Annotated in this window: 27 protein-coding genes; 10 read left to right on the top strand and 17 right to left on the bottom strand. The window is 55.2% G+C overall.

Annotated elements, in window-relative coordinates; genetic code table 11:
• The first annotated feature begins 14 nt into the window (after positions 1–14).
• From rnpA to V1603_RS03000, 9 genes are all read left to right on the top strand, one after another.
• Positions 15–374, top strand: coding sequence for a ribonuclease P protein component (gene rnpA, locus V1603_RS03040; protein ID WP_014072458.1), 360 nt, complete (start codon positions 15–17; stop codon positions 372–374).
• Positions 338–595 carry a membrane protein insertion efficiency factor YidD gene (gene yidD, locus V1603_RS03035; RefSeq protein WP_116343656.1) on the top strand — a complete coding sequence of 86 codons (258 nt, stop codon included), beginning with the start codon at positions 338–340 and terminating at the stop codon, positions 593–595. Before rnpA ends, yidD begins: the two co-directional genes overlap by 37 nt.
• A gap of 2 nt (positions 596–597) precedes the next feature.
• On the top strand, positions 598–2,241 hold the full coding sequence (gene yidC / locus V1603_RS03030; RefSeq protein WP_163329966.1) for a membrane protein insertase YidC: 1,644 nt from the start codon (positions 598–600) through the stop codon (positions 2,239–2,241).
• Positions 2,242–2,313: 72 nt separating this feature from the next.
• On the top strand, positions 2,314–3,678 hold the full coding sequence (gene mnmE, locus V1603_RS03025) for a tRNA uridine-5-carboxymethylaminomethyl(34) synthesis GTPase MnmE (RefSeq protein WP_116343658.1): 1,365 nt from the start codon (positions 2,314–2,316) through the stop codon (positions 3,676–3,678).
• A gap of 111 nt (positions 3,679–3,789) precedes the next feature.
• Entirely contained in the window at positions 3,790–4,965 is a 1,176-nt protein-coding gene (locus V1603_RS03020) for an MFS transporter (protein ID WP_163329965.1), read from the top strand.
• Positions 4,934–5,905, top strand: coding sequence for an HTH-type transcriptional regulator YidZ (gene yidZ / locus V1603_RS03015; protein ID WP_116343660.1), 972 nt, complete (start codon positions 4,934–4,936; stop codon positions 5,903–5,905). The genes V1603_RS03020 and yidZ overlap by 32 nt, the downstream gene beginning before the upstream one ends.
• Before the next feature lie 122 nt (positions 5,906–6,027).
• Positions 6,028–6,774 carry a 4'-phosphopantetheinyl transferase superfamily protein gene (locus V1603_RS03010; protein ID WP_116343661.1) on the top strand — a complete coding sequence of 249 codons (747 nt, stop codon included), beginning with the start codon at positions 6,028–6,030 and terminating at the stop codon, positions 6,772–6,774.
• 36 nt (positions 6,775–6,810) lie between these two features.
• Positions 6,811–7,377: an NADPH-dependent FMN reductase gene (locus V1603_RS03005; protein ID WP_014833835.1), complete on the top strand. Its 567-nt coding sequence runs from the start codon at positions 6,811–6,813 to the stop codon at positions 7,375–7,377.
• Between the two features lie 225 nt (positions 7,378–7,602).
• Positions 7,603–8,538, top strand: a complete 936-nt coding sequence (locus V1603_RS03000) for an IS110 family transposase (RefSeq protein WP_395313161.1) — start codon at positions 7,603–7,605, stop codon at positions 8,536–8,538.
• A 101-nt stretch (positions 8,539–8,639) separates the two neighbouring features.
• Here the strand turns inward: V1603_RS03000 and adeP are convergent, their stop codons facing one another.
• Positions 8,640–9,977 (bottom strand): adenine permease AdeP, encoded by a 1,338-nt coding sequence (adeP, locus tag V1603_RS02995; protein ID WP_163330067.1) that lies wholly within the window; start codon positions 9,975–9,977, stop codon positions 8,640–8,642.
• Positions 9,978–10,142: 165 nt separating this feature from the next.
• On the opposite strand from adeP, the gene yieH reads away from it, so the two are divergent.
• Positions 10,143–10,808 carry a 6-phosphogluconate phosphatase gene (gene yieH, locus V1603_RS02990; RefSeq protein ID WP_192984757.1) on the top strand — a complete coding sequence of 222 codons (666 nt, stop codon included), beginning with the start codon at positions 10,143–10,145 and terminating at the stop codon, positions 10,806–10,808.
• 514 nt (positions 10,809–11,322) lie between these two features.
• On the opposite strand, the gene phoU is transcribed toward yieH, so the two are convergent.
• The 16 genes from phoU to atpI all read right to left on the bottom strand — a co-directional run bounded on the left by phoU (position 11,323) and on the right by atpI (position 26,657).
• Positions 11,323–12,048: a phosphate signaling complex protein PhoU gene (gene phoU / locus V1603_RS02985; protein ID WP_008500182.1), complete on the bottom strand. Its 726-nt coding sequence runs from the start codon at positions 12,046–12,048 to the stop codon at positions 11,323–11,325.
• Positions 12,049–12,074: 26 nt separating this feature from the next.
• Positions 12,075–12,848, bottom strand: coding sequence for a phosphate ABC transporter ATP-binding protein PstB (gene pstB, locus V1603_RS02980; RefSeq protein ID WP_010426574.1), 774 nt, complete (start codon positions 12,846–12,848; stop codon positions 12,075–12,077).
• A gap of 47 nt (positions 12,849–12,895) precedes the next feature.
• A complete protein-coding gene (gene pstA / locus V1603_RS02975; protein ID WP_014881893.1) occupies positions 12,896–13,786 on the bottom strand; it encodes a phosphate ABC transporter permease PstA in 891 nt (296 codons plus the stop codon).
• Positions 13,786–14,745, bottom strand: coding sequence for a phosphate ABC transporter permease PstC (gene pstC / locus V1603_RS02970; protein ID WP_028014924.1), 960 nt, complete (start codon positions 14,743–14,745; stop codon positions 13,786–13,788). Before pstC ends, pstA begins: the two co-directional genes overlap by 1 nt.
• A 128-nt stretch (positions 14,746–14,873) precedes the next feature.
• Complete coding sequence (pstS, locus tag V1603_RS02965; RefSeq protein WP_116343664.1) at positions 14,874–15,914, bottom strand: phosphate ABC transporter substrate-binding protein PstS; 1,041 nt, start codon at positions 15,912–15,914, stop codon at positions 14,874–14,876.
• Positions 15,915–16,192: 278 nt separating this feature from the next.
• Positions 16,193–18,022, bottom strand: a complete 1,830-nt coding sequence (gene glmS / locus V1603_RS02960) for a glutamine--fructose-6-phosphate transaminase (isomerizing) (protein ID WP_153657026.1) — start codon at positions 18,020–18,022, stop codon at positions 16,193–16,195.
• A gap of 242 nt (positions 18,023–18,264) precedes the next feature.
• Positions 18,265–19,635, bottom strand: coding sequence for a bifunctional UDP-N-acetylglucosamine diphosphorylase/glucosamine-1-phosphate N-acetyltransferase GlmU (gene glmU, locus V1603_RS02955; RefSeq protein ID WP_395313473.1), 1,371 nt, complete (start codon positions 19,633–19,635; stop codon positions 18,265–18,267).
• Between the two features lie 138 nt (positions 19,636–19,773).
• Positions 19,774–20,193 carry a F0F1 ATP synthase subunit epsilon gene (locus V1603_RS02950; protein WP_006177560.1) on the bottom strand — a complete coding sequence of 140 codons (420 nt, stop codon included), beginning with the start codon at positions 20,191–20,193 and terminating at the stop codon, positions 19,774–19,776.
• Between the two features lie 20 nt (positions 20,194–20,213).
• Positions 20,214–21,596, bottom strand: a complete 1,383-nt coding sequence (atpD, locus tag V1603_RS02945; protein WP_003862362.1) for a F0F1 ATP synthase subunit beta — start codon at positions 21,594–21,596, stop codon at positions 20,214–20,216.
• A 31-nt stretch (positions 21,597–21,627) separates the two neighbouring features.
• Entirely contained in the window at positions 21,628–22,491 is an 864-nt protein-coding gene (atpG, locus tag V1603_RS02940) for a F0F1 ATP synthase subunit gamma (protein ID WP_003862364.1), read from the bottom strand.
• A 51-nt stretch (positions 22,492–22,542) separates the two neighbouring features.
• Positions 22,543–24,084 (bottom strand): F0F1 ATP synthase subunit alpha, encoded by a 1,542-nt coding sequence (gene atpA, locus V1603_RS02935; RefSeq protein ID WP_006808751.1) that lies wholly within the window; start codon positions 24,082–24,084, stop codon positions 22,543–22,545.
• Between the two features lie 12 nt (positions 24,085–24,096).
• Positions 24,097–24,630, bottom strand: a complete 534-nt coding sequence (gene atpH, locus V1603_RS02930; RefSeq protein ID WP_003862369.1) for a F0F1 ATP synthase subunit delta — start codon at positions 24,628–24,630, stop codon at positions 24,097–24,099.
• A gap of 14 nt (positions 24,631–24,644) precedes the next feature.
• The gene (atpF, locus tag V1603_RS02925) at positions 24,645–25,115 is read right to left on the bottom strand and encodes a F0F1 ATP synthase subunit B (protein WP_003862370.1); all 471 of its coding nucleotides are present in this window, start codon (positions 25,113–25,115) and stop codon (positions 24,645–24,647) included.
• A 48-nt stretch (positions 25,116–25,163) separates the two neighbouring features.
• The gene (gene atpE, locus V1603_RS02920) at positions 25,164–25,403 is read right to left on the bottom strand and encodes a F0F1 ATP synthase subunit C (protein WP_000429386.1); all 240 of its coding nucleotides are present in this window, start codon (positions 25,401–25,403) and stop codon (positions 25,164–25,166) included.
• Between the two features lie 49 nt (positions 25,404–25,452).
• Positions 25,453–26,268: a F0F1 ATP synthase subunit A gene (atpB, locus tag V1603_RS02915; RefSeq protein ID WP_014881883.1), complete on the bottom strand. Its 816-nt coding sequence runs from the start codon at positions 26,266–26,268 to the stop codon at positions 25,453–25,455.
• Positions 26,269–26,276: 8 nt separating this feature from the next.
• Positions 26,277–26,657 carry a F0F1 ATP synthase subunit I gene (gene atpI, locus V1603_RS02910; RefSeq protein ID WP_008500194.1) on the bottom strand — a complete coding sequence of 127 codons (381 nt, stop codon included), beginning with the start codon at positions 26,655–26,657 and terminating at the stop codon, positions 26,277–26,279.
• Positions 26,658–26,679: the final 22 nt, after the last annotated feature.

The following is a 26,679-nucleotide window of genomic DNA, read 5'->3' as shown; positions in this document are numbered from 1 at the left end:
AAGCTAACCCCTGAGTGGTTAAGCTAGCATTTCCCAGGGAGTTACGTTTGTTAACTCCCACTCATTTCACTTTCGTCTTCCAGCAGCCACAACGGGCTGGCACGCCGCAAATCACCATCCTCGGCCGCCAAAATTCGCTGGGGCATCCCCGCATCGGTCTCACAGTCGCTAAGAAAAACGTTAAGCGTGCGCATGAACGCAACCGGATTAAACGTCTGACGCGTGAAAGCTTCCGTTTACGTCAGCACGAACTGCCTTCTATGGATTTCGTGGTGGTGGCTAAAAAGGGGGTTGCCGACCTCGATAACCGTGCTCTCTCGGAAGCGTTGGAAAAATTATGGCGCCGCCACTGTCGCCTGGCTCACGGGTCCTGATAGCCCTCATTCGGGTCTATCAACGCCTGATTAGTCCGCTACTCGGGCCGCACTGCCGTTTCACACCAACATGCTCAAGCTATGGAATTGAGGCATTGCGCAGGTTTGGAGTGTTAAAAGGCAGTTGGTTGACGGTGAAACGCGTATTAAAATGCCACCCTTTACACCCCGGTGGAGACGACCCCGTCCCCCCAGGACCTTTTGATACCAGAGAACACTAACGATGGATTCGCAACGCAATCTTCTTATCATCGCTTTGTTGTTCGTGTCTTTCATGATCTGGCAGGCATGGGAGCAGGATAAAAATCCTCAACCCCAGCAGCAGACCACGCAGACTACGACCACCGCAGCGGGTAGCGCCGCCGACCAGGGCGTACCGGCCAGTGGCCAGGGGAAACAGATTACGGTTAAGACCGATGTGCTTGAGCTGACTATCAACACCCGTGGTGGTGATGTTGAGCAGGCGCTGCTGTTGACCTACCCGAAAGAGCTGAAGTCTAACGAACCGTTCCAGTTACTGGAAACCACACCGGAGTTCCTGTATCAGGCGCAGAGCGGCCTGACCGGTCGTGATGGCCCGGATAACCCGGCTAACGGCGCGCGTCCACTGTATAACGTCGACAACGACACCTTTGTGCTGGCTGACGGCCAGAACGAACTCGTTATCCCGATGACCTACACCGACGCGGCAGGCAACACCTTCACCAAAACCTTCACCCTGAAACGCGGTGAGTATGCGGTGAACGTGGGCTACAGCGTACAAAACACCGGTGCGAAACCGCTGGAACTGTCTACCTTCGGTCAGCTGAAGCAGTCCATCAATCTGCCGTCTCACCGTGACACCGGAAGCAGCAACTTTGCGCTGCATACCTTCCGTGGCGCGGCGTACTCCACGCCTGACGCGAAGTACGAGAAATACAAATTCGACACCATTGCCGATAACGAAAACCTGAACGTCAGCTCCAAAGGTGGTTGGGTAGCAATGCTGCAACAGTATTTCGCAACGGCATGGATCCCAAATAACGACGGTACCAATAACTTCTACACCGCGAACCTGGGCAACGGTATTGCAGCCATCGGCTATAAATCACAGCCGGTTCTGGTTCAGCCGGGTCAAACCGGTAAGCTGGCAAGCACCCTGTGGGTTGGCCCGGAAATCCAGGACAAAATGGCAGCCGTCGCGCCGCACCTGGATCTGACCGTGGATTACGGCTGGTTGTGGTTCATCTCTCAGCCGCTGTTTAAGCTGCTGAAGTTCATCCACAGCTTCCTGGGTAACTGGGGCTTCTCCATCATCGTTATCACCTTCATCGTTCGTGGCATCATGTACCCGCTGACCAAAGCGCAGTACACCTCCATGGCGAAGATGCGCATGCTGCAGCCGAAGATTCAGGCGATGCGTGAGCGTCTGGGCGATGACAAACAGCGTCAGAGCCAGGAAATGATGGCCCTGTATAAAGCAGAGAAAGTGAACCCGTTGGGTGGTTGCTTCCCGCTGCTGATTCAGATGCCAATCTTCCTTGCGCTGTACTACATGCTGATGGGTTCCGTTGAGCTGCGCCACGCGCCGTTCGCCCTGTGGATCCATGACCTGTCCGCACAGGACCCGTACTACATCCTGCCGATCCTGATGGGCGTGACGATGTTCTTCATCCAGAAGATGTCGCCGACCACCGTGACCGACCCGATGCAGCAGAAGATCATGACCTTTATGCCGGTCATCTTCACCGTGTTCTTCCTGTGGTTCCCGTCAGGTCTGGTGCTGTACTATATCGTCAGCAACCTGGTGACCATCATCCAGCAGCAGCTGATTTACCGTGGTCTGGAAAAACGTGGCCTGCATAGCCGCGAAAAGAAAAAGTCCTGATTCGGTAAGTTAACGCTAAAATAAGGGCGGTCGATTGACCGCCTTTTTTATTTGTATTGAACGAGACCAACCATGAGCCATAACGACACTATCGTCGCCCAGGCAACCCCACCGGGACGCGGTGGTGTAGGCATTCTGCGTATCTCCGGCCTGAAGGCGCGCGAGGTGGCCGAAGCGGTGCTGGGTAAACTGCCAAAGCCGCGCTACGCTGATTACCTGCCGTTTAAAGATGCCGACGGCACGCCGCTGGACCAGGGCATTGCGCTGTGGTTCCCCGGCCCGAACTCCTTCACCGGCGAAGACGTGCTGGAGCTGCAGGGCCACGGTGGCCCGGTTATCCTCGACCTGCTGTTAAAACGTATTCTGACCCTTCCAGGCCTGCGCATTGCGAAGCCGGGCGAGTTCTCCGAACGTGCTTTCCTCAACGACAAGCTCGACCTGGCGCAAGCAGAAGCGATTGCAGACCTGATCGACGCCAGTTCGGAACAGGCGGCACGCTCCGCGCTTAACTCGCTGCAGGGGGCATTCTCCGCACGCGTAAATCATCTTGTGGAAGCACTTACTCACCTCAGGATCTACGTGGAGGCGGCTATCGATTTCCCGGACGAGGAAATCGACTTCCTCTCTGACGGTAAAATCGAAGCCCAGCTCAACCAGGTGATGAACGATCTCGACGCCGTGCGTGCCGAAGCGCGCCAGGGCAGCCTGCTGCGTGAAGGGATGAAGGTGGTCATTGCTGGTCGCCCTAACGCCGGGAAATCGAGCCTGTTGAACGCCCTGGCGGGCCGTGAAGCGGCGATCGTGACCGACATTGCCGGCACCACCCGCGACGTGCTGCGCGAGCATATCCACATCGACGGGATGCCGCTGCATATCATTGATACCGCGGGTCTGCGCGATGCCAGCGATGAAGTGGAACGCATCGGTATCGAACGCGCCTGGCAGGAGATCGAGCAGGCCGACCGCGTACTGTTTATGGTCGACGGCACCACGACCGACGCCGTTGACCCGGCGGAGATCTGGCCGGACTTTATCGCCCGTCTGCCAGCCAAACTGCCGATCACCGTGGTGCGTAACAAAGCAGATGTTACCGGCGAAACGCTGGGTATCAGCGATGTGAATGGTCACTCACTGATTCGCCTGTCGGCGCGTACGGGTGAAGGCGTGGACGACCTGCGCAACCATCTCAAGCAGAGCATGGGCTTTGATACCAGCATGGAAGGCGGCTTCCTGGCGCGTCGTCGTCACCTGCAGGCGCTGGAAGAGGCGGCGAACCACCTTGTTCAGGGGAAAGCGCAGCTGATCGGCGCGTGGGCGGGCGAGCTGCTGGCGGAAGAGCTGCGTCTGGCGCAGCAGAATCTGAGCGAGATCACCGGGGAGTTTACGTCGGACGATCTGCTGGGAAGGATCTTCTCGAGCTTCTGTATTGGTAAATAGTTCCCGCTAATCAATGGTGATTTCCTCTCAGGAAATCACCATTGTCCAAATGGCAACTCGCCTAATCCCTTTTCACCTCCTATCCTGCATGCCTGCATCTATGGGGGGTTTATGGCGCGTTTTCTGTTTTGTAGTTTCGCATTAGTTCTTCTTTATCCGTCCGGCATTGATATGTATCTGGTGGGATTACCGCACATCGCACGCGATCTGGGCGCCAGCGAAGCGCAGCTGCACATCGCGTTTTCGGCCTACCTCGCGGGGATGGCGTCATCGATGGTCTTTGCCGGGAAAATTGCGGATAAGGCAGGCCGTCAGCCCGTCGCGATTACCGGTGCCATCATCTTTGCCCTGGCCTCTCTTCTCTGCTCACAGGCGCAGAACAGCACCGTGTTCCTGGCAGGACGGTTCATCCAGGGCATTGGTGCCGGTGGCTGCTACGTGGTGGCGTTTGCGATTTTGCGCGACACCTTAAGCGCCCAGCGCCGCGCTAAAGTGCTTTCGATGCTGAACGGCATTACCTGCATCATCCCGGTGCTGGCTCCGGTCGTGGGCTATCTGATCATGCTGAAATTCCCGTGGCAGAGCCTGTTCTGGACCATGGCGGCCATGGGCACGCTGGTGTTTATCCTGTCGATCGCCGTGCTGAAAGAGACCCACCCGGGCTCGCAGAATTCCAGCCATACCGCAACCATTCATCCGGCAGAGAAGCTTCTCAACCGCTTTTTCCTCAGCCGTCTGGCTGTGACGACCTTAAGCGTGGCGGTGATCCTGACGTATGTAAACGTTTCCCCGGTGTTGCTGATGGAGACCATGGGTTTCGATCGCGGGGAGTATTCAACGGTGATGGCATTAACCGCGATGGTTAGTATGGCCGTTTCGTTTTCGACGCCGTTTGCGCTAAATGTTTTCAGCCAACGTACATTGATGCTGACCTCACAGGTTTTATTCCTCGCCGCAGGCGCGATCCTGGCGACCACCAGCTCACATGCGGTGATGCTGGTGGGCATTACCCTCATCTGTGCCGGGTTCTCGGTTGGCTTTGGCGTGGCGATGAGTCAGGCGCTCGGCCCGTTCTCGCTGCGGGCAGGCGTGGCAAGCTCGGTGCTGGGGATCGCACAGGTCTGCGGCTCGTCTCTGTGGATATGGCTGGCGGCAGTCATCGGACTTAACGCGCTCAATATGCTGATCGGGATTCTGATTGCCTGTAGCATGGTCTGCATCACCTTACTTATGGTCATCCGGCCCGCGGCACACTATGAAGAAGCCCATCAGCAGTCTCGATCTTAACCTGTTGCTTTGCCTGCAGCTTTTGCTGCAGGAGCGCAGCGTCACCAAAGCTGCGAAGCGGATGAACGTGACGCCGTCGGCGGTGAGCAAATCGCTGGCCAAGCTGCGCGACTGGTTTGACGACCCGCTGTTTGTCAAAACGCCGTTAGGGCTGCTGCCCACCCCGCTGACGGTCAGCCTGGAGCAGGATCTGGCCGACTGGATGCAAATCGGCAACCAGATCCTCGACAAATTCCACCATGATTCGCCAGGCGGGCTAACGTTCGTGCTGGCCGCCGAAACGCCGCTGATGCTCATCCGCTTTAACACCCTGCTGGAGCAGGTCAATCAGCGTTATCCGCAGGCGACGGTGAAGGTGCGTCACTGGGATTACGACTCACTGGACGCCATTACGCGCGGGGAAGTGGACGTTGGCTTCACCGGTCGTGAAACGCACCCGCGCTCGCGTGAACTGCTGAAGCTGATGCCGTGGTTTATCGACTACGAAATCCTGTTTAGCGACCGCCCTTGCGTCTATTTACGCGAGGACCATCCCGCTCTGCAGGAGGAGTGGAATCTGGAGACCTTCCTGCGCTATCCCCATATCAGTATCTTCTGGGAACGGAGCGACACCTGGGCGCTGGATGAGGTGCTAAAAGAGATGGGGCGGGAGAGAAACATTGCCATGTGTTTGCCGGGCTTTGAGCAGTCGATGTTTATGGCGGCACAGCCCGGCCATAACTATATCGCCACGGCTCCCCACTACTGTCGACACTACAATGAACTCCACCAGCGGAAGCTGATCGCGCTTCCTATTCCCATTGACGAAGCGCAGGCTGAAAAGCTGACCGTTCCCTTCACGCTAATCTGGCATAAACGGAACAGCCATAATCCGAAAATTCTCTGGCTGCGGGAGACCATCAAGGCGTTGTACGGTGGCAGCGATCCAATTTTTGCCTAAGAAAATGTAAAGTTCGGCCCTCAGGCTTCTTTTACTCCTATTTACTGATTAAAACAGGAGTCAAGTTAAGCGATAATCATGTAACCGTTTAACCGATTACGACCATTATCAAGGAGCGAAAAATGGCAACGCACTTTGCAAGAGGGATACTTACAGAAGGACGTCTCGTATCGGCAAGACTCTCTTCAGCCTGTCACAGTGAGGCACTCAAACTCCCCGAACACCGCAGGACGCGCTTTTTAGCCTCCAGAGCGCTTCTCGCAGAACTGCTGTTTATGCTGTACGGCACCAGCGAACTGCCCGAGATCGTCACGCAACCAGAAGGCCGACCGGTCTTTGCCGACCCGGAACTCCCCCGTTTTTCTATTGCCTATACGGGGAATATCATTGGCGTGGCGCTGACCACCGAAGGCGATTGCGGTCTGGATATGGAACTTCAGCGTGCGACGCGGGGCTTCCACGGCGCAAGCCCGCACGATGACTACCCGCTTTCCAGCAATGAAAAGCTGTGGGTACGCAACCAGAACGATCCTGTTGAAGCCCGAGCCCAGCTCATCACCCTGCGCCAGAGCATTCGCAAGCTCTGCGGATGCGCTTCAGACGACGCCAGCCTGTTGCAATTGTTGCCGGGCTCCGGACGCCTGCGTGCCGCTAAAGCCACGCTTGTAGAGGCGCTCAGCGATGCAGAAGATGTGTTGATATGGTCTGTTGCAGTCAGCCCTGCCATCGAACGGCTAAAGATTTGGGAATTTGACAGCAAAGAGGGATGGAGTAGCCTTCCGGATGTGCCCGAGCGCGCCAACGAGCCCGCCGCACGCCTGATGCGTTTAACCAGTTTACCGGCAGAAAAAGCATTTACCCATAGCTGATCCAATCAGGGTCATCATGATGAAACAGGAGTAATCATGTCTGATACGTTGAAAGTAGTTACGTTACTGGGAAGCCTGCGCAAAGGTTCATTTAACGGAATGGTTGCCCGCACGCTGCCGCAGCTGGCCCCGGCAGGTATGGAAATTAGCGCCCTGCCATCTATTGGCGATATCCCGCTTTATGATGCAGATGTCCAGCAGGAAGAAGGGTTCCCGCAGAGCGTTGAGGCACTGGCAGAGCAAATTCGCCAGGCCGACGGCGTGGTCATTGTCACGCCGGAGTATAACTACTCGGTTCCGGGTGGCCTGAAGAACGCCATCGACTGGCTGTCTCGTTTACCGGAGCAGCCGCTGTCCGGCAAACCGGTGCTGATCCAGACCAGCTCAATGGGCGCGATTGGCGGCGCGCGCTGCCAGTACCATCTGCGCCAGATCCTGGTGTTCCTCGATGCGATGGTGATGAACAAACCGGAATTTATGGGCGGTGTGATTCAGAACAAGGTCGACCCGCAAACGGGTGAAGTGGTGGATCAGAGCACGCGTGACCATCTCTCTGGCCAGCTAACGGCGTTTGGGGATTATATTAAGCGGGTGAAGGCGTAAGATCACTGCGGCCTGATGCCCTTGTATGTTTAAAGTCACTTCAGTTACCCGTCTACAGACGGGTAAACTGTCACTGAGTTTCACCTGATGCCACAGCCCGTTAGCCCTCTGGGTTTTCAAGCCCGCGGGTGAGCTCATGGCGTGGCATCAGTTTTCCTGTTAACCCGAACAGCTGCCCGGGCGGCCTGTGCCAGCCCGTATATTACAAGGCCGGGAGACATGAACATGACTGAACATACCACCGTCGGCATCGATATTGCCAAAGACACTTTTGACGTCTTCATCAGTCCTGACGGACTGTTTCTCCATCTGGAGAACACCCCACACGGGCACCAGCAACTCCTCGATGCACTCGCATCCCGCACCGTTGTTCGCATCGTGATGGAGGCCACCGGCCGTTACCATAACCTTCTGGCTGCCACGCTTGAGCTTGCCGGCCTTCCCGTCGCCGTGGTGAACCCCGCTCAGGTCAGACATTTCGCCCGGGCGCTGGGAACACTCTTCAAGACCGACCCGAATGATGCCCGTATTATCTGCGAGTTTGGTCGCAGGATGACGCCGGATGTACGCCCCGCACCAGACGAGCAGACGCAGCGTCTGGCCATGATGGTATCCCGTCGTCGTCAGCTGGTGGACAACAGAACCATGGAGCAGAACCGCTACGGCTCCTGCACCGACGAACTCATCCGGACGGGTATCAAACGGCATATCGACTGGCTGAACGCGGAGATAAAGGACACGGATGACGACATAGACCGGCAGATAAAAGTGATGCCGCTATGGCAGGAGAAGGTAAAGCTTCTGGAGGAAGTGAAAGGTATCGGGCGGACAACACTGGCGGTTCTGCTGTCGATGCTGCCTGAGCTGGGGCAGCTTAGCAGACGTAAAATCAGTGCCCTGGTCGGGGTGTGTCCGTATGCGCATGACAGCGGAAAAATGAAAGGAAAACGCTGTATCTGGGGAGGACGGAGTGCAGTGCGGGCAGCGTTGTATATGGCTGCGATGTCAGCGGTGCGTTATAACCCGACCATACAGGCGTTTTTTGAGAGACTGAGAGGAAAGGGAAAAGCGTTTAAAGTGGCGATGACGGCCTGCGTCAGGAAGCTGGTGACAATCCTGAATGCAATGGTGCGGGACAATAAAAAATGGGTGGCAGCTTAGCCGTCAGCCGTTGACTTTAAACACAGCTGCTCACCCTGGCCCTCTCCCACGGGGAGAGGGAACAAACACTAAAGCCCTTTTCGAAGAAAAGGGCTTGCTGTTTATTTGGCGTCGATAAACACAATCTTCAGCACAAACAGCAGCGCCACGACAATCACGCATGGGCTGAGGTCGCGGAAGCGGCCGGTACCGATCTTCATTACGCAGTAAGAGATAAAGCCCAGCGCGATACCTTCGGTGATAGAGAAGCTGAACGGCATCATCACGGCGGTAATAAAGGCCGGCACCGCTTCGGTTAAATCTTCCCACTTCACGCGCGCCAGGCTCGACGTCATCAGCACACCCACGTAAATCAGCGCGCCGGCTGCCGCATACGGTGGAACCATACCCGCCAGCGGAGAGAGGAAAATCACCAGCAGGAACAGGATACCTACCACCACCGCCGTCAGGCCGGTACGGCCGCCCACGGAGACGCCGGAAGAGGATTCAATGTAAGCGGTAACAGACGAGGTGCCAATGAAAGAACCCGCCACGGAAGAGATACTATCCACATACAGCGCCTGCTTCATGCGCGGGAATTTGCCTTTCTCGTCCGCCAGACCCGCTTTATCGGTCACGCCAATCAGCGTACCGGAGGAGTCAAACAGGTTGACCAGCATGAAGGAGAAGATCACGCCCGCCAGGCCCAGGTTCAGGGAGCCCGCCAGGTCAACATGGCCAATCACGGTAGAGACGCTCGGTGGCGCAGAGACGATGCCGTTATAGTGAACGTCACCCAGCATCCAGCCCAGCAGGGTGGTCACCACGATGGACACCAGCACCGCCGCATGAATGTTGCGGGAGGCCAGGATCGCGATGATAAAGAAGCCCAGCACGCCCAGCAGCACGTTATGAGAGGTCAGATTGCCGATGCTCACCAGCGTTTCAGGGTTCGCCACGATCACACCGGCGTTTTTCAGCCCCATCATGCCGATGAACAGACCGATACCGCTGGTGATCCCCACGCGCAGGCTCACAGGAATGTTCGCAATCATCCAGTAACGCACGCGGAAAATGGTCAGCAGCAGCAGGCCAATAGCGCCCCAGAAGATGGCACCCATGCCAACCTGCCACGGCAGACCCATCGCCTGAACTACCACGAACGCGAAGAACGCATTCAGGCCCATTGCCGGTGCCAGCGCAACCGGCAGGTTAGCGAACACGCCCATCAGGATGCTGCCAAGCGCCGCAATCAGACAGGTGGTTACAAAGACGGCGCTGGTGTCCATGCCAGCGACGCCCAAAATTTGCGGGTTCACAAAAACGATATAGACCATCGTCAGGAAGGTGGTGAAACCGGCGATCACTTCGGTGCGTGCCGTTGTGCCGTGCTCGCGCAGTTTAAACACGCGCTCAAGCAGACCCTGACCAGATGTCTGGGTAGTGTGTTGTTGACTCATCATCAATTTCCGAACAAGGAGGGAAAATTCGTCGCTATCCTATACCAAAATGCGACAATAGTGGCGGTTACGTGATACTTTTTTCATTGATTTTGCTTATACGGCAACGATTGCGTCCCGGCGAACTGCCGTACGAAAACGTTAAACTTGTTAAAAGGGAAAGGCATGTCCGGAATTGAAGCGGTATTTTTCGACTGCGACGGTACGCTGGTCGACAGTGAGGTCATTTGTTCCCGCGCGTACGTCACCATGTTCCAGGAATTTGGCATTACGCTGGAACTCGAAGAGGTGTTCAAACGCTTTAAGGGCGTAAAGCTCTATGAGATTATCGACATCATTAACAAAGAACACGGTGTCAGTCTGGCAAAAGCGGATCTGGAACCGGTGTACCGCGCCGAGGTCGCACGCCTGTTCGATTCTGAGCTGGAGGTCATTGCCGGTGCAAACGCGCTGCTGGATGCAATGACGGTGCCGATCTGTGTGGTCTCCAACGGCCCGGTCAGCAAAATGCAGCACTCGCTCGGCAAGCTTGAGATGCTGCACCATTTCCCGGAAAAACTGTTCAGCGGCTACGATATCCAGCGCTGGAAGCCAGATCCGGCGCTGATGTTCCATGCGGCAAACGCGATGAACGTCAACGTGAAGAACTGCATTCTGGTGGATGACTCGTCTGCGGGCGCGCAGTCGGGGATTGATGCGGGGATGGAGGTGTTTTACTTCTGTGCCGATCCGCACAACAGGCCGATCGATCATCCAAAAGTAACGACCTTTACCGATCTGGCGCAGTTGCCAGCGTTGTGGAAGGCGCGCGGATGGGATATTACTCGCTGAGTTTTCCCCTCACCCCAGGGGCTGAGGAATCCCCAGTAATTTATAAGCAGAAGCAGTAACTTTGTTTCAGAACGAGTTAAGGCTTTCAGCGATGCCCTGGTCCGGCTGTAAATCGCCGAAGCGTTTCCGTAAGGCCGGGGCGAGGCGCACGGATGCGCCGAGAGGGCGTGGCCTGCAGGGATGCAGGCTCATGCCCGACCCGATAGCCTGAAGGAATAAGCTGAGGGCACCGCGAAGCGGCGATTTACCGCCGGGAGCCCGGGTCGCCAGGGCGGTGGCGATTGAGCCGCCCTGGCACGTTCACAGGTATTGTCGTTACAAAGTAGCAAGGAACATAAAGTGAACGGAATGACCACCAGAGCCGTATGTTCCCCCTCACCCCAGCCCTCTCCCTCAAGGGAGAGGGGGTCGTCCGTGCTGGCATTATTTTGTGGGGAACCCTCAGCCTCAGGGGAGAGGGAGAAAACCGAATGGTCCCCTCTCCCTGTGGGAGAGGGTTAGGGTGAGGGTAAAATCACTCTTTCGGATCTTTACCCGCCAGCAGCTTGTCCAGCTCGTCGCCGCCCACGTGGCGGAAGTCCTGACCTTTCACGAAGTAGAAAATGTATTCGCAAATGTTCTGGCAGCGGTCGCCGATACGCTCGATAGAGCGCGCGCAGAACAGGGCAGTTAGCACGCTTGGGATCGTACGTGAATCTTCCATCATGTAGGTCATCAGCTGACGGACGATGCCCTCATACTCCTGGTCGACCTTTTTGTCTTCACGGTAGATACGAACTGCTTCGTCCAGATCCATGCGCGCGAATGCATCCAGCACGTCGTGCAGCATCTGCACGGTGTGACGACCGAGCGATTCCAGACTCACCAGCAGCGGCTGGTGCTGCTGAGAGAACTTCTCCAGCGCGGTGCGGCAGATTTTATCCGCCACATCACCAATACGCTCCAGCTCGGCGATGGTTTTGATGATCGCCATCACCAGACGCAGGTCGCTCGCCGTCGGCTGACGTTTCGCGATAATGCGCACGCAGGCCTCGTCGATGGCAACTTCCATCATGTTGACGTTTTTGTCGCCTTCAATGACGCGCTTCGCCAGCTCGCTATCCTGGTTGTGCATCGCCGTAATCGCATCAGAAAGCTGCTGCTCGACCATGCCACCCATGGTCATTACCTGCGTGCGGATGCTTTCCAGCTCTGCGTTGAACTGGCCGGAAATGTGTTTATTAAGATTGAGGTTGTCCATGGTTTCTCCACATGCACTAAGGCAAATCAACCGTAGCGGCCAGTAATATAATCTTCGGTTTGTTTCTTCGCGGGCCGGGTGAACAGCGCATCCGTATCGCTGAACTCAATCAGCTCGCCCAGGTACATAAACGCCGTGTGATCGGAACAACGTGCAGCCTGCTGCATGTTATGGGTCACGATAACCACGGTGTAATCCTGCTTCAGCTCGGTGATCAGCTCTTCAATACGACCGGTTGAGATCGGGTCCAGCGCCGAGCACGGCTCATCCAGCAGCAATACTTCCGGACGAATGGCGATACCACGCGCAATACACAGACGCTGCTGCTGACCACCGGAGAGAGAGTACCCGCTCTGGTGCAACTTATCTTTGGTTTCGTTCCATAATGCGGCCTTGGTCAATGCCCACTGCACGCGCTCGTCCATATCGGCACGGGAGAGCTTCTCAAACAGGCGAACGCCAAACGCGATGTTGTCATAGATGGACATCGGGAACGGCGTTGGTTTCTGGAACACCATCCCCACTTTGGCGCGCAGCAGGGCGATATCCTGGGCCTGGGTCAGAATGTTTTCGCCATCCAGGATAATTTCACCTTCAGCGCGCTGCTCCGGATAGAGCGAATACATTTTGTTAAAGGTACGCAGCAGCGTGGATTTACCGCAGCCGGACGGACCGATGAATGCCGTGACCTGGTTCTTCGCAATATCCAGGTTGATATTCTTCAGGGCATGGAATTTGCCGTAGTAGAAGTTCAAATCACGAACCTGAATCTTACCCGGGGCAGTATCAACCATACTCATTGACTCATTTCCTCATTCGGCGCCGCGATCTGCCGCGCCGTAAAAAATTAACCGTGTTTCTTCTTCGCGAAAATGACGCGCGCCAGAATGTTCAGCAACAGTACGCAAAGGGTGATGATCAGCACCCCGGCCCAGGCCAGCTGCTGCCATTCCGCGAATGGACTCATCGCAAATTTAAAGATCGTCACCGGCAGGTTGGCGATCGGCTGCATCATGTCCGTACTCCAGAACTGGTTGGAGAGGGCAGTAAACAGCAGCGGTGCCGTTTCACCGGCGATACGGGCGATAGCCAGCAGAATACCTGTCATGATCCCGGAGACCGACGCTTTCAGCGTAATCGCAGAAATCATTTTCCATTTCGGCGTACCCAGCGCGTAAGCCGCTTCACGCAGGCTGTCCGGCACCAGTTTCAGCATGTTTTCGGTGGTACGAATGACGATAGGCACCTGCAGCAGCGCCAGCGCAATCACGCCCGCCCAGCCGGAGAAGTGTTCCATTTGCGCAACCACGATGGTGTAAACAAACAGGCCCACGACAATCGACGGAGCGGAAAGCAGGATGTCGTTAATGAAGCGAATCACCTCTGCCAGCCAGGATTTACGCCCGTACTCCGCCAGATAGATACCGGCCATAATGCCCAGCGGCGTACCGAAGACCGTCGCCCACAGGATCAGCAGGCCACTGCCCGCCAGGGCGTTTGCCAGACCACCACCCGCCGTATTTGGCGGCGGCGTCATCTCGGTGAACAGCGCCAGAGACATGCCATCAATACCACGGGTGATGGTGGACATCAGGATCCAGATCAGCCAGAACAGGCCGAATGCCATCGTTGCCATGGAGAGCGTCAGCGCAATGCGGTTTTTGAAACGACGCTTCGCCTGCATTTTGCGGCGGGATTCCGCAAGCTGAGCGGTGCTTTGCATTTCGAGAGTTGCCATCAGCGTGCCCCCTCATTTTTCGCGAGACGCAGGATCATCAGCTTGGAAATCGCCAGAACAATGAAGGTGATAACGAACAGAATCAGGCCCAGTTCCATCAGCGCTGCGACGTGCAGCCCGGATTCCGCTTCGGCAAACTCGTTCGCCAGCGCGGAAGTAATGCTGTTACCCGGCATATAGAGTGAGGCGCTGTCGAGCTGGTAGGTGTTACCGATGATAAAGGTGACTGCCATGGTTTCACCCAGCGCGCGACCTAAGCCCAGCATCACGCCACCGATCACCCCATTTTTGGTGAACGGAAGGACAATGCGCCAGATAACTTCCCAGGTGGTACAGCCGATGCCGTAGGCCGACTCTTTCATCATCACCGGGGTTTGTTCGAAAACATCGCGCATCACCGCCGCAATGTACGGAATAATCATAATGGCGAGGATCACCCCTGCCGCCAGAATACCGATACCGAATGCCGGGCCAGAGAACAGGGCTCCCACAAACGGAACGGCTGAGAGAACATTACCCACCGGTTCCTGGAAGTACGTGGCAAACAGCGGCGCAAAGATAAACAGACCCCACATGCCGTATACGATACTTGGGATGGCCGCCAGCAGTTCAATGGCAATACCCAGCGGGCGACGCAGCCAGCCCGGCGCCAGTTCCGTCAGGAACAGCGCAATACCGAAGCTTACCGGAACCGCAATCAGCAGGGCGATGAACGAGGTCACCAGCGTACCGTAAATCGGCACCAGCGCACCGTAGATGTCGTTCGGCGCGTCCCACTCTTTGGTCCACAGGAAGGAGAAACCGAATTTCTGAATGCTCGGCCAGGAGGAGAAAATCAGAGACACGATAATGCCGCCCAGCAGCAATAGCACAATCAGCGCAGCCAGTTTGACCAGCGCGCCGAAAATCATGTCACCTTTTTTACCCGGAGGGTTAAATGCAGGCTTGGTTGCAGCCATAAATTACTCTTCTTTATGAAACGTCTTACGAATATGCCCGGTGGCGCTGGCGCTTACCGGGCCTACAGGATGAACCGTAGGGCGGGTAAGCGTGAGCGCCACCCGCCATCTTCGTCAAAAATATCCTGTTAGTACAGCGCTTTACCGCTGCTGTCTTTCACGTTGGTTTTCCATGCAGCACGGACCTGCTCAACCACGCTGTCCGGCAGGCTGGCGTAATCCAGATCGTTAGCCTGCTTGCCGCCGTTTTTGTATGCCCAGTCGAAGAACTTCAGCACCTCAGCACCCTGCTCAGGTTTCTTCTGCTCTTTGTGAACCAGGATGAAGGTCGTGGAGGTGATTGGCCACGCGCCTTCGCCTTTCTGGTTAGTCAGATCCTGCGCAAAGGATTTGCTCCAGTCAGCGCCTTTCGCGGCGTTAGCGAAGTTCTCTTCGGTCGGGCTTACCGGTTTGCCGTCAGCAGAAACCAGTTTGGTGTAAGCCAGGTTGTTCTGCTTAGCGTAGGCGTACTCTACGTAGCCGATAGAGCCAGGCAGACGCTGTACGAACGCGGCGATACCGTCGTTACCTTTTCCGCCCAGACCGGTTGGCCAGTTAACGGTAGAGCCGGAACCGACTTTAGATTTCCACTCTTCGTTCACTTTCGCCAGGTAGCTTGTGAAGACGAAAGAGGTACCGGAACCATCCGCGCGGCGAACCACGGCGATATTCTGCGAAGGCAGCTTAACGCCGGGGTTCAGTTTAGTGATGGCTTCATCATCCCATTTTTTGATTTTGCCCAGGTAGATGTCGCCCAGGGTTTTGCCGTCCAGCACCAGCTCGCCTGATTTCAGGCCAGGGATGTTAACAGCCAGCACAACACCGCCGATCACGGTTGGGAACTGGAACAGGCCTTCCTGATTCAGTTTCTCGTCAGACAGCGGAGCGTCTGATGCGCCGAAATCAACGGTATTCGCGGTAATTTGTTTTACGCCACCGGAGGAGCCGATACCCTGATAGTTAACCTTATTACCGGTTTCCTTCTGGTAGGTATCCGCCCATTTGGCATACACCGGCGCAGGGAAGGTTGCACCAGCGCCAGTCAGGCTTGCCGCTGCAAAAGCAGAGAAAGCGCTCAGAGATAAGGTCGCGGCGACAACAGTTGCGACAGTGGTACGCATAACTTTCATAATGTCTCCTGCAAGGATTTCGTAAATCATTGTTTAAGTGGCTACGATGAGCAAAATAGGACAAACAGGTGACAGATAAATGTACGAATTATGACAGTTTTATGACAATGGAGATTTCACTTAAAGAAAAAGAAAACTATATATATTTATCAATAAGTTAACTTAGAACATGACGGCAGGGTTTCAGTAATATTTTCTTTATGTGACACTGAAAAAATAGCTGAAAATGACAGATTGTCATTAAAAAAGGCTCCACCTGATAGTGGAGCCTGGAAGGATTATTCTACGGTAACGGATTTCGCCAGGTTACGCGGCTGGTCAACGTCGGTGCCTTTGATCAGCGCCACGTGATAGGCCAGCAGCTGCAGCGGAACGGTGTAGAAGATCGGTGCAATCACCTCTTCCACGTGCGGCATCTCAATGATGTGCATGTTGTCGTTGCTGACAAAACCGGCATCTTTGTCGGCGAAGACGTACAGAACGCCGCCGCGGGCGCGAACTTCTTCGATGTTAGACTTCAGTTTTTCCAGCAGTTCGTTGTTCGGTGCCACAACGATGACCGGCATATCCGCGTCAATCAGCGCCAGCGGGCCGTGTTTCAGCTCGCCTGCCGCGTAGGCTTCTGCGTGGATGTAGGAGATCTCTTTCAGCTTCAGCGCGCCTTCCAGCGCAATTGGATACTGATCGCCACGCCCCAGGAACAGAGCGTGATGTTTGTCAGAGAAATCTTCCGCCAGCGCTTCAATGCGTTTGTCCTGAGACAGCATCTGCTCAATACGGCTCGGCAGCGCCTGCAGGCCGTGAACAATGTCATGCTCAACGGAAGCATCTTCGCCTTTCAGACGCGCCAGCTTCGCCACCAGCATCAGCAGAACGGTCAGCTGAGTGGTAAACGCTTTGGTGGAAGCTACGCCGATTTCGGTGCCCGCTTTCGTCATCAGCGCCAGATCGGATTCACGCACCAGGGATGAGCCTGGGACGTTACAGATGGCCAGCGAGCCCAGGTAACCCAGTTCTTTAGACAGACGCAGCGCCGCCAGCGTATCCGCCGTTTCGCCGGACTGAGAAAGTGTGATCATCAGGCTGTTGCGACGCACCGCAGACTTGCGATAGCGGAACTCAGACGCGATTTCCACGTCGCACGGCACGCCCGCCAGGGATTCAAACCAGTAGCGAGAGACCATACCGGAGTTGTAGGAGGTGCCGCAGGCCACGATCTGAATATGCTCGACCTTGCCGAGCAGTTCGTTCGCGTTTGCCCCCAGCTCGCTCAGATCAACTTCACCGTGGCTGATGCGCCCGGTCAGGGTGTTTTTGATGGCGTTTGGCTGCTCGTAGATCTCTTTCTGCATGTAGTGACGGTAAGCGCCTTTGTCGCCCGCGTCGTACTGCAGATTCGATTCGATCTCCTGACGCTTCACCTGCTCGCCTTTGGTGTCGAAGACGGTCACGCTGCGGCGAGTCACTTCCGCAATATCCCCCTCTTCCAGGAAGATAAAGCGACGGGTGACCGGCAGGAGTGCCAGCTGATCGGAGGCGATAAAGTTTTCACCCATGCCCAGACCGATAACCATCGGGCTACCGGAACGCGCTGCCAGCAGCGTGGATGGATCGCGTGAGTCCATGATCACCGTACCGTACGCACCGCGCAGCTGAGGGATAGCGCGCAGCACCGCATCACGCAGCGTACCGCCCTGTGCCAGCTCCCAGTGCACCAGGTGAGCAATCACTTCGGTGTCAGTTTCAGAGACGAAGGTATAGCCGCGCGCTTTCAGTTCTTCGCGCAGCGGTTCGTGGTTTTCGATAATGCCGTTGTGCACCACCACAATGTGTTCAGACACATGCGGGTGCGCGTTACCTTCAGACGGTTCGCCGTGCGTCGCCCAACGGGTGTGCGCGATACCGGTACCACCGTGCAGCGGATGTTCTTCCGCGGCCTGAGCCAGCATCTGCACTTTACCGAGGCGACGCAGGCGGGTCATGTGCCCTTCTGCATCCACGACAGCCAGACCGGCAGAGTCGTAACCACGGTATTCCAGACGACGTAAACCTTCGAGAAGGATTTCAGCAATATCACGCTGCGCAACTGCGCCAACAATTCCACACATATTTTAGATTCCGAATTTAGGCATGATGCCTGCGTTGTCGCTGACCTGTATTTGCCCTTTCCGGGCGCCCCGAGCCTTGTAGAGAGTGGGGTTATTTTTATGGGTACTGCCTGTGGGGGGAGGATTATGTTATCCCCTCACCCCGACCCTCTCCCCAAAGGGGCGAGGGAGAAAAACACCGCACCGTTCAATTCCCCTCTCCCCTATGGGGAGAGGGTCAGGGTGAGGGGTGTATATTGTTGTTACTTCTTCTTCACCGGGCGTTTCCAGCCCTGCTTGTGTACCTGCGGCACACGGCTTAATACCAGCTCGTTATCGGCGATATCGCGCGTAACGGTTGTTCCGGCGGCAATCGTTACCCCGTTACCCACGGTAACCGGTGCCACCAGCTGTGTATCGGAACCGACAAACACATCATCACCGATGATGGTTTTAAACTTATTGGCACCGTCATAGTTACAGGTAATGGTCCCTGCACCAATGTTCACGTTGTCGCCAATCTCCGCGTCGCCCAGATAGGTCAAATGACCGGCTTTCGAGCCTTTACCCAGACGCGCTTTTTTCATTTCCACGAAGTTGCCCACGTGCGCGCCTTCCAGCAGCTCAGCACCCGGGCGCAGACGCGCAAACGGGCCGATGGTACAGGCGGCATCCAGACGGGCATCTTCCACCACGCTGTACGGGCTGATTTCGCAGTCGTCACCGATGACGCTGTTTTTAATCACACAGCCGGCGCCAATTTTGACGCGGTTACCCAGCGTAACGTTGCCTTCAAGGATAACGTTAGTATCGATCTCAACGTCGCGCCCGTGAGACACGGTGCCGCGCAGATCGAAACGCGCCGGATCGCGCAGCATCACGCCCGCCAGCAGCAGTTTTTCGGCCTGTTCTGACTGATACACGCGCTCCAGGCGGGAAAGCTGAAGACGGTTATTCACCCCTTCGGTTTCGCTAATACGCGCCGGATGAACCGCCGCAATCTCACGTCCTTCCTGGTACGCCATCGCAATGATGTCGGTGATGTAGTACTCACCCTGCGCGTTGTTGTTGTTGAGCTGCGATAGCCAGCGCTTCATGTCCGCGCCATTGGCAATCAGGATACCGGTGTTAATTTCCGGGATCTGGCGCTGTTCTTCGCTGGCATCTTTGTGTTCAACGATGCCGGTAACCTTGCCATTTTCACGGGTGATGCGGCCATAGCCGCTCGGGTCGTCCAGTACGACGGTGAGAAGGCCGATACCGCCCTGAGGTTTAGCTTCACGCAGGCGGGTCAGAGTTTCAACGGAGATCAGCGGGACGTCGCCGTACAGCATCAGGATATCTTCGTCATCGGCAAAGAATGGAGCCGCCTGCTGCATCGCATGGCCTGTACCCAACTGTTCGGCCTGAAGCACCCAGTTGAGCTTGTCGTCACACAGCGTCTTTTTCAGCAAATCGCCACCGTGGCCATAGACCAGGTTTACCTGACGAGCGCCCAATTCATTTGCTGCATCAATAACATGCTGCACCATTGGCTTTCCTGCCAGCGTGTGAAGCACTTTAGGCAGATCGGAATACATGCGGGTACCTTTGCCAGCGGCAAGGATCACTACGCTCATCGCACTGTTTGACATACGCATCCTGACGGTAGTTTGAGTGAGAAGTAAAAACGTTTGATGCCTAAAATTCTACATCTTTTTCATCATGAATTAAGGATGAAAAAAAAAGCCAGCCTGGTATCCAGACTGGCTTTTGTGCTTTTCAAGCCGGTGTTACATCGCTTTTTTGGTCAACTCGATAACGCGCAGTTTCGCGATCGCTTTGGCCAGCTCCGCAGACGCCTGAGCGTAATCCACGTCACCATGAGAGCTGCTAATGTGCTCTTCAGCCTTACGCTTCGATTCCAGGGCTCGCGCTTCGTCGAGATCCTGGCCACGAATAGCGGTATCGGCCAGAACGGTCACACTGCCAGGCTGCACTTCAAGAATGCCGCCGGACAGATAGATAAACTCTTCGTGACCGAACTGTTTAACGATGCGGATCATACCAGGCTTAATGGCGGTGAGCAGCGGTGCGTGACCCGGGAAAATACCCAGTTCACCTTCACTACCCGTTACCTGGATTTTCTCGACCAGACCAGAGAACATTTGTTGCTCTGCGCTGACGACGTCCAGGTGGTAAGTCATTGCCATATCACCCTCCGATTAAGGCGTTAAAGTTTTTTGGCTTTTTCCACGGCTTCTTCGATGGAACCAACCATGTAGAACGCCTGCTCTGGCAGGTGATCGTATTCGCCTTCCATGATGCCTTTAAAGCCACGGATGGTGTCTTTCAGGGAAACGTATTTACCCGGAGAACCGGTGAATACTTCCGCAACGAAGAACGGCTGGGACAGGAAGCGCTGGATCTTACGCGCACGTGCTACCACCAGTTTGTCTTCTTCAGACAGTTCATCCATACCCAGGATGGCGATGATGTCTTTCAGTTCCTGGTAACGCTGCAGCAGGGACTGTACGCCACGCGCGGTGTCGTAGTGTTCCTGACCAACAACCAGTGGATCCAGCTGACGACTGGTGGAGTCCAGCGGGTCAACGGCCGGGTAGATACCCAGAGACGCGATCTGACGGCTCAGTACCACGGTTGCGTCTAAGTGCGCAAAGGTGGTTGCTGGAGATGGGTCAGTCAAGTCATCCGCAGGTACGTATACCGCCTGAACGGAGGTGATAGAACCGGTTTTGGTAGAGGTGATACGTTCCTGAAGAACACCCATCTCTTCCGCCAGGGTCGGCTGGTAGCCTACCGCTGAAGGCATACGACCCAGCAGTGCAGATACTTCCGTACCGGCCAGGGTGTAACGATAGATGTTATCAACGAACAGCAGAACGTCACGGCCTTCGTCACGGAATTTCTCAGCCATCGTCAGGCCAGTCAGCGCAACGCGCAGACGGTTTCCTGGTGGCTCGTTCATCTGGCCGTAAACCAGGGATACTTTGTCCAGAACGTTGGAGTCGGTCATTTCGTGGTAGAAGTCGTTACCCTCACGAGTACGTTCACCTACACCCGCAAACACGGAGTAACCGGAGTGCTCGATCGCGATGTTACGGATCAGCTCCATCATGTTTACGGTTTTACCTACACCCGCACCACCGAACAGACCAACTTTACCGCCCTTCGCAAACGGACACATCAGGTCGATAACTTTGATACCGGTTTCCAGCAGTTCCTGAGAGCTGGACAGCTCTTCGTAGGAAGGTGCCGCGCGGTGGATAGCCCAACGCTCTTCTTCACCGATGTCGCCCTTCATGTCGATTGGCTGACCCAATACGTTCATGATACGACCCAGTGTTGCTTTACCTACCGGGACTTCGATCGGATGCTCAAGGTCTTTAACTTCCAGACCACGACGCAGACCGTCGGAAGAACCCATCGCGATGGTACGCACGATACCGCCGCCGAGCTGCTGCTGAACTTCCAGCACCAGGCTCTCGTTACCATTCTGTACCTCAAGCGCGTCGTACACGCGTGGTACGGCGTCCTGAGGGAACTCGACGTCCACCACGGCGCCGATTACCTGGACAATCTTTCCAGTAGCCATCTTGAATCCTCTACGTAATTCGTAAACCTGGTTAAACCGCGGCGGCCCCCGAGACGATCTCGGTGAGTTCCTGAGTAATGCTGGCCTGACGAGCTTTGTTGTAAACCAACTGCAGCTCTTTAATCAGGCTGCCGCCATTATCGGTCGCGGCTTTCATCGCCACCATTCGTGCGGCCTGCTCGCTGGCCAGGTTTTCTACAACGCCCTGATAAACCTGAGATTCAACGTAACGACGCAGCAGGGTATCCAGCAGCGGTTTCGGATCGGGTTCATACAGGTAATCCCAGGCTTTCTGCTTCAGCTCGTCATCTTCTGATGCCGGTAACGGCAGCATCTGAGTGAGCGTTGGAACCTGAGACATGGTGTTAATGAATTTGTTGCTGACAACGTACAGTCTGTCCAGGCGGCCTTCATCGTAGGCCTGCAACATCACTTTAACCGGGCCGATCAGTTCAGACAGGGACGGGTTATCACCCATACCGGTCACCTGAGCGACAATGTTGCCACCAACGGAGTTAAAGAAAGAGACGCCTTTAGAGCCAATCAGTGCCAGATCGCACTGAACGCCTTTATCAGACCAGCCTTTCATATCCGCCAGCAGTTTTTTGAACAGGTTAATGTTCAAGCCGCCACACAGACCACGGTCAGTCGACACCACCAGGTAGCCCACGCGCTTAACGTCGCGTTCTTCCAGGTAAGGGTGCTTATATTCCAGATTACCGTTTGCAAGGTGACCAATCACTTTGCGCATGGTCTCTGCATAAGGACGGCTGGCCGCCATGCGATCCTGCGATTTACGCATTTTGGAAGCGGCGACCATCTCCATCGCTTTAGTGATCTTTTGCGTGTTCTGGACGCTTGCGATCTTACTACGTATCTCTTTTGCGCCGGCCATGAGCTTCTCCTCAATGCCAGGCGGCTTGCCCTGAGACAAGCCGCCGGACGATTACCAGGATTGGGTTGCTTTGAAGGAATCGAGGATAGCTTTCAGCTTGCCTTCGATTTCGTCGTTATAGCCACCGGTCTGGTTGATCTCTTGCATCAGCGGAGCGTGATCACGGTCGACGTAAGCCAGCAGAGCGGCTTCGAAGCTACCGATTTTCGCCAGTTCCACATCTTCGAGGTAACCGCGTTCAGCCGCGAACAGTACCAGGCCCTGCTGAGCAACAGACATTGGAGCGTACTGTTTCTGCTTCAGCAGTTCGGTCACTTTCTGACCGTGGCTCAGCTGTTTACGGGTTGCTTCGTCCAGATCGGATGCGAACTGAGAGAACGCAGCCAGTTCACGATACTGTGCCAGCGCGGTACGGATACCACCGGACAGTTTCTTGATGATCTTGGTCTGAGCAGCACCACCCACACGGGATACGGAGATACCCGGGTTAACCGCCGGACGAATACCGGAGTTAAACAGGTTGGTTTCCAGGAAGATCTGACCATCGGTAATGGAGATTACGTTGGTCGGAACGAACGCAGAAACGTCACCCGCCTGGGTTTCAATGATCGGCAGCGCGGTCAGAGAACCTGTTTTACCCTTCACTTCACCTTTGGTGAAGTTCTCGACGTATTCCGCGTTAACGCGGGAAGCACGCTCCAGCAGACGAGAGTGGAGGTAGAATACGTCGCCCGGGAATGCTTCACGTCCTGGTGGACGACGGAGCAGCAGGGAAACCTGACGATAAGCAACAGCCTGTTTAGACAGGTCATCGTATACGATCAGCGCATCTTCACCGCGGTCACGGAAGTATTCGCCCATTGCACAACCGGCGTATGGAGCCAGGTATTGCAGTGCAGCAGATTCAGAAGCGGTAGCCACAACAACGATGGTGTTAGACAGCGCGCCGTGCTCTTCCAGTTTACGAACCACGTTAGAAATGGTGGACGCTTTCTGGCCGATAGCCACGTACACACATTTGATGCCGGAGTCACGCTGGTTGATGATGGCGTCGATTGCCATCGCGGTTTTACCGGTCTGACGGTCACCGATGATCAGTTCACGCTGACCACGACCGATTGGGATCATGGCGTCAACGGACTTATAACCAGTCTGCACTGGCTGATCAACGGACTGACGGTCGATAACGCCCGGTGCGATAACTTCGATTGGGGAGAAGCCATCGTGCTCAACCGGACCTTTACCGTCGATTGGCGCACCCAGGGTGTTAACAACGCGACCCAGCAGGCCACGGCCAACCGGCACTTCCAGAATACGGCCAGTACACTTAACCTTCATGCCTTCGGCGAGGTCAGCGTATGGACCCATCACAACTGCACCTACGGAGTCGCGCTCCAGGTTCAGTGCGATAGCGTAACGGTTACCCGGCAGGGAAATCATCTCACCCTGCATACAATCGGCCAGGCCGTGGATGCGGATAACACCGTCACTTACAGAAACAATAGTACCTTCGTTGTGAGCTTCACTCACAACACTGAACTGAGCAATGCGCTGCTTGATCAGTTCGCTGATTTCGGTGGAATTCAGTTGCATGCTCCAGTCCCCTTAAGACTGCAAGACGTCTGCAAGGCGCTCAAGACGGCCGCGTACGCTGCCATCAATGACCATATCACCCGAGCGGATGATTACGCCTGCCATTACAGACTTATCGATTTTGCAATTCAGCTTAACTTTGCGTGACAGACGTTTTTCCATCGCGGCGGTAATTTTCGCAAGCTGTTCGTCACTCAGTTCAGTCGCGGAAGTCACTTCGACTTCTGCAGTAGCTTCACTAAGGGCACGTAAGTGCTCAAACTGCTCGAGAACATCCGGGAGCACACGGAGACGACCATTTTCTGCCATCACCTTAATCAGGTTCTGGCCGTTGGCATCCAGTTGCTCTCCGCACACGGCGATAAACGACGCGGCGAGGGTTTCAGGTGCTAACGCACCGGAAAGCAACTCGGCCATTTGTTCGTTTTTCGTCACCTCAGCGGCAAACGCCAGCATATTCTGCCAGCGATCGACATTTTGGTGTTCGACAGCAAAGTCAAAAGCTGCTTTGGCGTAGGGGCGAGCTACCGTAACAAATTCAGACATCAGCCCCTCCCTCCTTACAGTTCAGCGACAAGTTTGTCCACGATGTCGCTGTTAGCAGCTTCATCCACGGAACGTTCGATGATCTTCTCGGCGCCAGCAACAGCCAGAATCGCAACCTGCTTACGCAGTTCTTCACGAGCACGTTTACGCTCAGCTTCAATTTCAGCCTGAGCCTGTGTCACGATCTTAGTACGTTCCTGTTCTGCTTCAGCTTTGGCTTCGTCCAGGATCTGAGAACGGCGTTTGTTAGCCTGTTCAATGATTACCTGAGCTTCAGCTTTCGCTTTTTTCAGCTGGTCTGTCGCGTTGGCCTGTGCAAGGTCCAAATCTTTCTTAGCGCGTTCTGCGGAAGCCAGACCGTCAGCAATTTCTTTCTGACGTTTTTCGATGGCAGCCATTAAAGGCGGCCATACATACTTCATGCAGAACCAGACAAAGAGAATAAACGCGATGGCCTGGCCGAGGATTGTTGCGTTCATGTTCACAGCACAATACCTCTTAAATTTCTGTGGCTTGGGGTTTTAAAACAACTACTACGCGACAGCAAACATCACGTACAGACCCAGACCTACAGCGATCATTGGGATTGCATCCACCAGACCCATAACGATAAAGAACTGAGTACGCAGCAGAGGAATCAGATCAGGTTGACGCGCTGCGCCTTCCAGGAATTTACCTCCGAGGATGCCGATACCGATCGCAGCACCGATAGCCGCCAGACCCATCATCACAGCGGCAGCCATGTACAGCAGATCCATATTCAGGTTTTCCATGACAGTCTCCAGTTTGTTTCAATTAAAACGTAGTAGTGTTGGTAAAAAATCAGTGCTCTTCAGACGCCATCGACAGATAGACGATCGTCAGAACCATGAAGATAAAGGCTTGCAGCGTAATGATCAGGATGTGGAAAATGGCCCACGGCACATTAAGAATCCACTGTGACCACCACGGCAGAAGACCCGCGATCAGAATGAAAATCAGCTCACCCGCATACATGTTGCCGAACAGTCGCAGACCCAGTGAAACAGGTTTGGACAGCAGGCTAACGCCTTCCAGGATCAGGTTGACCGGAATAAACGCCCAGTGGTTGAACGGCTGCAAGGTAAGCTCTTTCACAAAGCCGCTTACGCCTTTCATTTTGATGCTGTAGAAAAGAATCAGGATAAACACGCCCAGCGCCATCGACAGGGTGATGTTCACGTCCGCGGACGGTACCACACGCAGCGCAGGCAGGCCGAAGATGTGCTCGCCGATGAACGGCAGCAGGTCAATTGGCAGCAGGTCCATCAGGTTCATCAGGAAGACCCAAACGAACACGGTCAGGGCCAGCGGAGCAATCAGCTTGCTCTTACCATGGTACATATCTTTCACGCTGCCATGGACGAAGCCGATGATCATCTCAACGAACGTCTGGAATTTCCCTGGAACACCGCTGGTCGCTTTTTTAGCAACGCTGCGGAACATGGCCAGGAACAGAAGACCCAAAACCACCGAGAAGAACATGGAGTCGATGTTGATCGTCCAGAAGGTGGCCGGGGGGTTATGTGGATCCACCAGCGAGAATGTACGCAGGTCCAGCTGAAGGTTATTCAGATGGTGACCTATGTAATCCTGCGGCGTCATATTTTCTGAAGCCATGATGCCTTTTACCCTTTGTTATTGATTACAGCTGGAGCCAGAACTTGTACCACCAGCACCAAAACCCACGTTGCTATCAGCGGCATGAATACCACTTTCAAAACCGCCAGCGCCATCACCAGTAGAGCAAAGGTCAGCAACACCTTACACACTTCGCCGAGGGCGAAGGACCAGGCCACGCGGCCTTTGGCGGGTGTATGCGCCTGATGACGCCAGGCAAAAATCATAAACAACACGTTTGGCAGCACGACCGCCAAACCCCCGCACACGGCGGAGATGCCCCAGAAGGGGTCTTTGAGGCTAAACAGCAGTCCACTTGCTATCACAGCCAGAAACTGAATGAACAGAAGCTTACGAGCAACGTTTCTACTCAAGAGCGACACAGACATCACGTTTTTACTCCTGCTCCCT

It is taken from the genome of Enterobacter sp. ECC-219 (genome assembly GCF_043966805.1).
Taxonomy (GTDB): Bacteria; Pseudomonadota; Gammaproteobacteria; order Enterobacterales; family Enterobacteriaceae; genus Enterobacter; species Enterobacter cloacae_N.
The sequence above is the reverse complement of the archived record's forward strand: the minus strand, read 5'-3'. Positions and strand labels throughout refer to the sequence as shown.